The 8,703-nt window shown below is 62.9% G+C and carries 12 protein-coding genes; all 12 read left to right on the top strand.

Annotation, left to right across the window (positions count from 1 at the left end):
• Positions 1–1,070 (top strand): tyrosine-type recombinase/integrase (locus IRZ31_RS17895; RefSeq protein WP_297156147.1); only part of this gene is annotated, 1,070 nt, incomplete at its 5' end.
• 363 nt (positions 1,071–1,433) lie between these two features.
• Positions 1,434–1,733: a hypothetical protein gene (locus IRZ31_RS17900; RefSeq protein ID WP_297156149.1), complete on the top strand. Its 300-nt coding sequence runs from the start codon at positions 1,434–1,436 to the stop codon at positions 1,731–1,733.
• An 18-nt stretch (positions 1,734–1,751) separates the two neighbouring features.
• Positions 1,752–2,003 (top strand): hypothetical protein, encoded by a 252-nt coding sequence (locus tag IRZ31_RS17905; protein ID WP_297156151.1) that lies wholly within the window; start codon positions 1,752–1,754, stop codon positions 2,001–2,003.
• A gap of 1 nt (position 2,004) precedes the next feature.
• Positions 2,005–3,021 (top strand): hypothetical protein, encoded by a 1,017-nt coding sequence (locus tag IRZ31_RS17910; protein WP_297156153.1) that lies wholly within the window; start codon positions 2,005–2,007, stop codon positions 3,019–3,021.
• Positions 3,022–3,056: 35 nt separating this feature from the next.
• Positions 3,057–3,548 (top strand): hypothetical protein, encoded by a 492-nt coding sequence (locus tag IRZ31_RS17915; protein ID WP_297156154.1) that lies wholly within the window; start codon positions 3,057–3,059, stop codon positions 3,546–3,548.
• A 334-nt stretch (positions 3,549–3,882) separates the two neighbouring features.
• Positions 3,883–4,248 (top strand): hypothetical protein, encoded by a 366-nt coding sequence (locus IRZ31_RS17920; RefSeq protein ID WP_297156156.1) that lies wholly within the window; start codon positions 3,883–3,885, stop codon positions 4,246–4,248.
• The gene (locus IRZ31_RS17925; protein ID WP_297156158.1) at positions 4,241–4,705 is read left to right on the top strand and encodes a hypothetical protein; all 465 of its coding nucleotides are present in this window, start codon (positions 4,241–4,243) and stop codon (positions 4,703–4,705) included. Before IRZ31_RS17920 ends, IRZ31_RS17925 begins: the two co-directional genes overlap by 8 nt.
• On the top strand, positions 4,702–5,130 hold the full coding sequence (locus IRZ31_RS17930; RefSeq protein ID WP_297156160.1) for a single-stranded DNA-binding protein: 429 nt from the start codon (positions 4,702–4,704) through the stop codon (positions 5,128–5,130). The genes IRZ31_RS17925 and IRZ31_RS17930 overlap by 4 nt, the downstream gene beginning before the upstream one ends.
• A gap of 15 nt (positions 5,131–5,145) precedes the next feature.
• Positions 5,146–5,364, top strand: a complete 219-nt coding sequence (locus tag IRZ31_RS17935; RefSeq protein WP_297156162.1) for a hypothetical protein — start codon at positions 5,146–5,148, stop codon at positions 5,362–5,364.
• Between the two features lie 150 nt (positions 5,365–5,514).
• Positions 5,515–5,841 carry a hypothetical protein gene (locus tag IRZ31_RS17940; RefSeq protein ID WP_297156164.1) on the top strand — a complete coding sequence of 109 codons (327 nt, stop codon included), beginning with the start codon at positions 5,515–5,517 and terminating at the stop codon, positions 5,839–5,841.
• Positions 5,838–6,878 carry a CHC2 zinc finger domain-containing protein gene (locus IRZ31_RS17945; protein WP_297156166.1) on the top strand — a complete coding sequence of 347 codons (1,041 nt, stop codon included), beginning with the start codon at positions 5,838–5,840 and terminating at the stop codon, positions 6,876–6,878. The genes IRZ31_RS17940 and IRZ31_RS17945 overlap by 4 nt, the downstream gene beginning before the upstream one ends.
• Entirely contained in the window at positions 6,875–8,443 is a 1,569-nt protein-coding gene (locus IRZ31_RS17950; protein WP_297156168.1) for a hypothetical protein, read from the top strand. Before IRZ31_RS17945 ends, IRZ31_RS17950 begins: the two co-directional genes overlap by 4 nt.
• Positions 8,444–8,703 lie beyond the last annotated feature (260 nt).

Consider the following 8,703-nt stretch of genomic DNA (forward strand, 5'->3'; position numbering starts at 1 on the left):
TAGGACAGTCAACGGATGGGTCTTTTCCCCAGCTTTCTTTTGAGGAAGCGTTGAAAACATATTTGTTGGCTCATAAGGCCCGGGGGCATAGCTGGCGGACTTTGGAGGATTATGAGCGAACGCTCCGACTCTTTTTTCGGTACCTGGAGACAGAGCGAGGCAAATGTTCGATCGAGCAGATTACAGCAGAGGACTTTCACGCCTGGCTGGCCTTCTTGAGGGAGGGCAAGTCTCAGCGGGGACAACTCTACAGTAGCCGGAGCTTGCAGACCTATGCCCGCAATGTCCTGGTGTATTTCCGCTGGTTGGAGCGGCAGCAGTATCTGCAGATTAATCCACTGGCGAATGAGTTTATACCCAAGGTGGATAAACCCTTGATCCAGGTATTCACTGAGGAAGAGCTGAAGCGTCTCGATGCAGCTTGTGAGCGCCAACCTCGGGGCCGTGCCTTAACGCCAGATGAACGCAAGGCGTTGGCAGCGCGCGATCGAGCTATTCTTTGGCTCTTGTTGTCGACAGGTGTTCGGGTTTCGGAGCTATGCCAGCTTTGTCTGACAGATATTGATTGGAAAAACAATATGCTCCTTATCCAGGGTAAGGGGGCTAAGGAGCGGAAAGTTCCTTTTGGCCAGGTGGCTCATCAGTATCTGCAGACCTACCTGCGCTTTTGGCGTGGGGAACCCAAGGAACCAGATGATCACGTGTTTCTCTCGGTTAATGGACGGCCTCTTTGCCCGAATGGTGTGCGTTGCATTTTTGAGCGACTTAAGCGCGAAGCTGGCATCACTGACAAGCGGGTCAGTCCCCACACGTGTCGGCACTGGTTTGCCGTTAGGTGCATCAAGAAAGGGATGCCGACAACAGCCTTGCAGCAGTTGTTAGGACACGAGTCCTTAGAGATGATCGATACCTATGTCAGGCTCGCGGACCAGGATCGGAGCGAGATCTATCAGCGATTTTCGCCGGTTGACTCTCTGGAGATGCATCAGCCGAGTCGACGTCAGGAACTGCGGACCTGGCGCCAGGCCCGGCGTCGCTCTCCAACGCGCTCCTTTGACCGTGAGCACTGAGGGGTAGTCTGGGCGAAAGCCCTTGTATCCTTGACTGGTTGTTTATGTGTCTGGTTGTCCTTGACTAGAAAGGAGGTTGCAGCTCTGTCACTCGCAGAGGCTCTGGTGGCGGTGGCGCCCTTGGTGCTGCTTGCCTTCATTGCCTGGCTGACAATGCGCCGCTCCCAGCGGTAAGCCTGGCCTGGTCTCGCGGCTCCTGGTTGATGGTCCCTCACCCGAGGGGGATCATCCAGGAGGGTGCAGCCAGACGGCTGGTTGGCGCCTGCCTCCCGCAGCAAGGTGATCCTTGGACTGGGGGAGGTAGGAGCGAGCCATCGCCGTGGTGGTTCGAGACCTATTGCGAAGACAGGAGGTGTCTGGTTCATGGCCACGATGAGCGGAGGGCGGGCAGCAGCCGCTGCCTGGTGTCCAGTCTGCGGGCTATCCGTAGACCGGCTGCAGCAATGGATTGCCTGGCTGGAGCGCAAACAGGAACGGGAACGCGCCTACCTGGATCGGCGTGCCCGCCGCGGGGTTCGGACCCCGACCGATGAGGTCTACGAGGCCGATCAGCGACAGCTTACCGCCTTGCTCCTGGTCTTGCGCCAGGGGCTGGCGAGCGCGCAAGCCGGTGGCGCTGGGTCTCAACTGGGAAGTCTGGTTCCCTATCCTGACGAGGAGTAACCCGAAAGGAGGAAGATTGTGGCAGCATATCAGATTTCTGACCAGGACTACGAGGGGTTAACCCTGCTCAAGCAGCAGCTAGAGCAGCAGCTCCTTGGGGCTGAGTCCAAGTACATGGCAGCCGTTTTCAACCGGCTGCATCGCGTGGTTTCCCGCGAGTATATCAAGGCCACGCGCGCTCGTGAGCTGATGGCTCGGACCGAGGCGAATAAGCTCCTGGAGAAGCTGCGTGCCGAGCGCCGGCAGCCTCGTTCGTCACAGGAGGGCTAAGATGGGCTGGCGGAGTCAGTTTGCTGCATTCTGGCGCGGGCTGATGGGAGGACAGGAGCCACCGCCGGCTGCGGAGACCTCTCCTGCTCCGGCTGCCCCTGCTCCCGGATCGCCTGGGCTGCCTGGTCCTTCGCAGCCCGAGCCAGTGCCTGCCGACATGGGAGATGAGCCCGCTCTCGAACGCTATCGCCGGCAGATTGACGAGTTTGACGAGGATCGCGAGCCCCCCTTGGGGCGGCTGGTGCGGCAGATCGTCGTGATTGCGGCCTACCTCGGGCCGCTGGTGGTGGCCTGGGTGGTGGGCCTGGAGCTGGGTGATGCCTTCGCCGGCGGGAGCTGGAGCCTTGACTCCTACAATCTGGGGATGCATGTGACTGCTTTGCTGGCCGAGCTGCTCACGGGAGGGCTGGCGCTGGCCAGTGCGCATGCGCTCAAGAAGACGCTGGCAGATCGGGCCTATCTGGCGCGCTGCGTGGGAGCGGCGACCCTCTTTGTGGTGCTCAGTGGGGGGTCCTGCGTGGCCCTGTGGTGGGTGGTCTCCCGGCATGGAGCGTATCCCCTCTGGGTCCAGATCTCGCGGGTGGTGCTGGGGCCGCTGATCGATCTGGGAGCCATTGTCTGCCTGGCGACGCTCGACTTCCGCAGTCTGGCGCGGCACCTGCAAACCATTCATCAGAAGGCCGATGCTGTCCACCAGTTGGCAGAGGCCGAGATCCGGTTGCGTGAGGCCGAGCAGGCAGCACTCAACCGACAACGTGAGGCCGAGCAGTTCCTGGCGGCGCGGCGCCTCTATGAGGAAACGCTGGCGGAAATGAGCCGGCTCCAGATGCAGGGGGTGCTCAAGGTCATGGAGCGGGCGGTGGGCGTGGTGGAGGCAGAGGTGAGTCCTGCTCGTCCTCCCTTACCGTCGCAGCCGTCACCTAAGCTCTCACTGCTGACCCCCCTCTCAGAGCGGCGGGAGGCCCGTGAGGGAAAGGGAGAGCAAGGAGAGGAGACGGGCCGGCAGGTTCGTGGCTAGCGAGGAAGTAACCAGTTCAGGCAGGGAGGAGCGCGATGAGACAGGACCGGCAGACGGTGGCGCAGCTGTTGGTGATCCAGGCCCCCCGATTGGGCCTGCAGGTCGTCGCGGAGCAGGCTCCTGGTTGTTATCTGGTGGACTGGCGGGGGCGCCGGCTACGGATGCTGATGTTAACGCGGTCGCATGACTACTGGCTGAAGCGGCTGGCCCTGCGGCAAGGGCAATGGGATCAGCTCTGTGTGGTTCGCCACGATAGCTGTGTCCCACTGCCGGTTCTGGATCTGGAACGAGGCTACCTCTATGCCCCCTACGAGCCGCCGCCCTGGTATCGGCTGGGGGAGCAGCTCACGCGACGAACGGCTCCCGTCTTTTTAGGCCAACTGCTTTGTGGTGTGCAAGCTGCCTGGGAACGGCTAGGCCGTCTGCCGCGGGGCAGCCGCGCGAGATATCAGCGTCGGTTGCAGGCGCTGGTGCAGCGGGTGCCGGGGCGGCCCGTAGGTGGCAGTGCTTCCAGTGTGCTGAGTTAGGAGGAATGACGATGCCATTTGAGATGCCATCTGAAGACGATCTGTGGGCAGCATTGAAGCTGCTGGATCAAGCCCTTGAACGATACCTGCCTGCTGACTTGGCAGCGACGAGGCTTTTTCCCTGGGAGGTCACGAGCCTCTATGTGGCCATGCAGCATCTCATGGTGTTGGCGTTAGAGAGCTCTCAGCTCTCCACGCGTGCCTACCAGCAGCAAGCGTGTCAGATTGTGCAGTCCTTGCGTGCCGTCTTGAGAACGGAAGAGTCTCAGCGTCTGGCTGCGCTCCTGCACATTGAGCAGACCGGTAGCTGATGAAGACGAGAAGGAGCAAAACCATGAGTTTGTTTGTGACAAAGCGTCGTCAGCAATGGTGTTGGATTGATCCCCACCAGGGGGTAACGCAACAAGGGTCTTGGGAGGCCCTCTTGCGGGCTGTCCAGGCGCGACAGGAACGGGTCTGGGTGGTGATCACCACGAGCCAGGACGACCCGGCGTGGTTACCAGTGATCCGCCAGTTGAAGAGCTGCTTAGAGCGCCAGGGCTGGACCGTGGTTGTGCCCCAGAGCCAGCAGGAGCGGGTCCAGCAATCCCAGCCTGGACGGATCTGGGTCTTGCCGCCGGCCTGGTTTGCGCGGAAAGCCCAGGCGATCAGGCGTCGACTGGCTCGCAAGCAGAGACAAGGAGAGGCAAAACATGGATGAGCGCTTGCTAGCTCTTGTCCCCGCGGGCTATGGCCATCCCCTCCATCGGCGAGTGATCCGGGCACTCATGCGGGACCCTGACAGTCTGCTGCTTGACTGTCGCCTGGTTCCACGGAGCCGCTGGCAGGCCTGGTCTCAATCCGCCTTGCAGCAGTGCTATGGGCAGCGCTATCTGCATGTCCCGGCCCTGGGCAATCGTCGCTATCGGGAACAGGGTCCCATTGAGATCGTGGATCTAGCGGCGGGCATCGCGCAGGTCCAGGCGGCGCTTCCTTCCACTGTGCATTGGCTCATTGTTCTCTGCGGGTGTGCCAGGCGCCGCTGCCATCGCTGGCAGGTCTTGAAAGCGTTACAGGAGGCGTTGCGGCAGGCTGGGATGGGCACAGAGATTGTCCCGCCCGAGCTGTGGGCCGCAGTGTTTGGGCTGGAAGCAAAGCAAGAAGGAGGAACCTCATGAGCAGCCTCAATCAATGTAGCTTTATTGGTCGACTGGGACGTGATCCCGACCTGGTGTATACCCCCGAGGGGAAGCCCCTGGCCCGCTTTAGCTTGGCGGTCGATAGCGAGGGCAAGACGGCCACGGGGGAGAAGTATCCCCCACTGTGGCTGACGATCACCTGTTGGGACCGGCTGGCGGAGGTGGTCTATAAGTACGCCCGCAAAGGCAGCCTGGTCTTTGTCCAGGGGCGTCTACAAGTGCGCCCCTATCTCGATCGCACTGGAGTCGAGCGGACCGCGGTCGGGATCAGCGCCTCCACAGTCAAGTTTTTGAGTAGCCCGCGTGCTGGCGAGACGTCCACGGAGGCCCATGCAGCAGGGGAGGATCTGCCAGATGTGCTCGATCCAGACGCGTATCCTCAGGAGTTTTCTGAGATCAGGTAACCAGGAGGAGAGACGATGACTCCTTATGACTATGATGCTGGCTATGCCCTCGGGCGTGAACACGCGACCACGTGGGGAAAGCTGTCGACGCTGGATCTCCTCAGACACCTTGTCGCCCGCCTCGAACAGGCTCCCCCTGCTGGATCGGGGTGGCTGGCTGAGCGTGACCGGCTGGCCTGGGTGATCGGGGTCTTTGAGGGCATCATGGACGGCTGGCAAGCACGACCCTGGTAGAGCCACCAGGACCAGATCGACTGACGGGGCGTGATGCCGCACGCCTCGTCAGCGACCCGCTAGGAGATCCCCGCTGTTGTCACACGCACACCCAGCTTGACCAGTGCACAGGGAACAAGCTGGGTGTGTGCTTCTCAGGAGGGTTCCCCAATGGAGACAGTCTATCTCCTGCATTTTGAACGACGCTACAAGCATGCTGGTCACTATTTGGGATCAACCAGTGACCTTGTGGCTCGCCTGGCCCAGCATCGGGCTGGCCAGGGGGCACGCCTGCTGGCGGTGATCCAGGCCGCTGGGATCGACTGGCACCTGGTGCGCACCTGGCCCGGGGGCCGCCAGCGAGAGCGGCAACTCAAAGCGCGTGGGGGGCGTGCCCGGCTCTGCCCGCTGTGTCATCCCCCACAACGCCGCTGGAGTGGCCAGCTCTGGCCGGAAGGACTGGCTGGCACCTCGTTCCTGTCAGGAGGGTCCCAATGAGCCAGCGTGGTCTCCCCCTCACTGCGGACCTTGCGGCGACAGGCTCCCCAGCGCTGCTGCTCACGTGGCTGGAACGGCTGGGCGGGCGGCGCACGGCCTATGGAGTGCAGCGCCCAGATGGCCGCTATCGCTGTGTGCGCGCTCCCCTGACGCCGGCGGTGCTGGCGGCCCATCTGGCCGGTCGGCTCACGCTCGGCCACTATGTGCTTGATGAGCACGGTCGGTGCAGCTATGCTGTGCTGGATGCCGACCAGTCTGATGGGTTTGCCCGCCTGGTTACCCTGCATCAGGCCCTGGCCGCGCAGGGCTACCCGGCTGTCTTAGAAGCCTCGCGGCGCGGCGGCCATCTCTGGCTCTGGCTGGACCAGCCGACGCCGGCGGCCCAGGTGCGCGCCTGGCTGCGCTCCCTCGTCGATTGGTCCTCGCTAGAGGTCTTCCCCAAGCAGGACCAGGTCGCTGGCGGCTATGGCTCCCTCATCCGCCTGCCCCTGGGCCTCCACCGGCGCAGCGGGCGCCGCTATCCCTTCCTGGTGGCTGATCCCGACGGGCACCTGCACCCAGTGGCTGGCAGCAGGGAGGAGCAACTGGCCTGGTGGCTGGCACAGCCCGCGGTTCGCCTCCCCGACCAGGTCCTGCCGGCCCCCATCCCGACCATGCCCGCGCCGCCGGCGGGAGCCACCCGCGTCCCAGCGGCGCGCGGGCACCCATCGTACTCCCTCTCCCCTCGGGGCCGCCCTGCGCCCGTCCGGGTGACGCCGATCCTGGCCTGGTGCCTGGCGCAGGACCCCTACGCGGTGATTGGTCGCTACGTTGCGCTGGATCGACGGGGGGTGGGTTGCTGTCCCTTCGGCTGGCATCACCGCGCTGGGCAAGATCGTCACCCCTCGTTCAAGGTGTTTCCTCATACGCCTGCAGGCAACTGCTGGTACTGTTACACCTGGCGTCGAGGGGGTAGCCTGTTTGACTTCTTCCGGCTGCTCTGGCAAGTCGATGCGCGGACAGCCTGGCAATGGATTAAGGAAGGGAGGGAGCCATGACACAAGGACCCCAGCGACAAAGGGAACAGGTCGGGCAGCACCCCGCGTGCACTGTAACACGCGGGGTGCTATCTACAGCGCCATCCTCGTTGGAGGGAGTTGCCAGGCGGGCGCAAGCCCCAGGGTGGTATCAGGCGCTTCGCGCGCGAGCGGGCTTGCGGGTGCTGGCCCAGAATGTTGATACGCTCTGGATCAATGTGCGCTATGCCGATGCGCAGGGCAGGCCGCAGCCACGTCCACTCGACAACGAGGATCTCTTGCTAGAGTTGGATGATTACAAGCGGGCAGCGCAAGCCGCTGGGCAGAATGTTCCCACGCGCTGGGAGTACAATGGCTGGCGGCTCTGGATGTGGCCGCGTGGGGCCAGTCACGCAGCCTGGGTATTGCAATGCCCCTACTTTGAACTGTTTGTTGACGTGGGAAAGTTGACCGGGGTGATTGTCCGGGTCAAGCTGGCCTCGGCGGCACTCTGGGAAAGCCCCCCGGGGACCGTGGTCGTGGGTGTCGAGCAATTCCTAACCCAGTTTCTGGGGACGGAGCGGCTGCATCTGCAGGTCTCGGAGCTGCATGTGGCTGCAGATCTGGTCGGGGTTCCCTTTGAGGCGGTGCCCTGGCAACAGGTGGTGATCACGCGGGCACGAGTGACCCGCTTGCACCTGGCTGGTCCGCCCGGAGGATCACCGGAAGGAGCAGCGGCAGATCAGCCTGGGGAAACTGCGCGGCGAGGTCGACCGCGGCGGCGTGCAGCTGGTTCGATGGGAGCGGTCACCCTGGAAGAAAGGCGGTTCCTGGGGCGGCGGCTGCAGACAATCACCTGGGGAACGCATGGTTCCCAGGTGAGCGCCCAGTTCTACGATAAGACGGCGGAGCTGTCTCGCTCGGGCAAGCAGTGGCTGGTAGCGTGTTGGAAGGCGCGTGGCTGGGATGGCCAGGGGCGCGTCTGGCGGCTAGAGTTTCGGCTGCGTCGGCGAGCCTTAGCCGAATTTGGGATTGAAGACCCCTATGAGCTGGAAGAGCAGCTTCCTGCCCTGTGGGCTGCCCTGGTCGGCTCGCCTGGTCAGGCGGATGGCTGGTTCCGGCTGGTCCTGCCCCGTCGGGATCGGAACCGGACCCGCTGGCCAGTGGCCCCGGCCTGGCAGGGAGTCCAGCGTTGGCAACTGGTGACCGAACAGGAGCAGGCACGCTGTCGGGCGGCTGTTCCTTTAGAACGACAAGAACGCCGGCGTCGACGGGTGCAGCAAGCCTATGCCACGCTGACAGGGTATCTGTTGACAGTGGCGGCCTGGTTGGTCGAGGAAGGGGTCCTAGAGGAGACGGTCCAGCTAGAGGAACTGCTGGGGATGTTGGAGCAAGAGATACGGGTCCGGTTGCGGCTCAAGAAGACGACGGTACGGACAGAGCTGCGGCGGCGGTTGCTTCGAGAGCAGGTGATGCCGCAGTGCTTCCCAAGGGATAGCGGAGGAGAGCAGCCGCGGCGGCTGGGGACGCATCCAGCGGTGTGGAGAAGCTGGCTCAAGGCCCGCATGCAGGGGCGAGAGAGCGATCGTGTGGGTCCAGCAGGGTGATGTTGAGAAAAGTAGTGGTGAGGCGAGAGGATGGACGTCGTGGGTGAAAAGAAGTGTGACAGAAGTGTAACAGAAGTGTGACAGAAGTGGACAGGGAAACGGGTAGGCTGGGGGTCAAGAGCGAGGGGTTTGCAAGGAATTGGTGGGGCGTTTCATTTCTGTCTGGAAAGCCATTGCCTGGAGCAGGGAAGGGGTGGAATTGATGGCCAGATGGTGGTGTTCGATTGGGAGTTGAATGGGATCATTGTGGGGAGAGGAAA

Source organism: Thermogemmatispora sp. (assembly GCF_019683635.1).
Taxonomy (GTDB): Bacteria; Chloroflexota; Ktedonobacteria; order Ktedonobacterales; family Ktedonobacteraceae; genus Thermogemmatispora.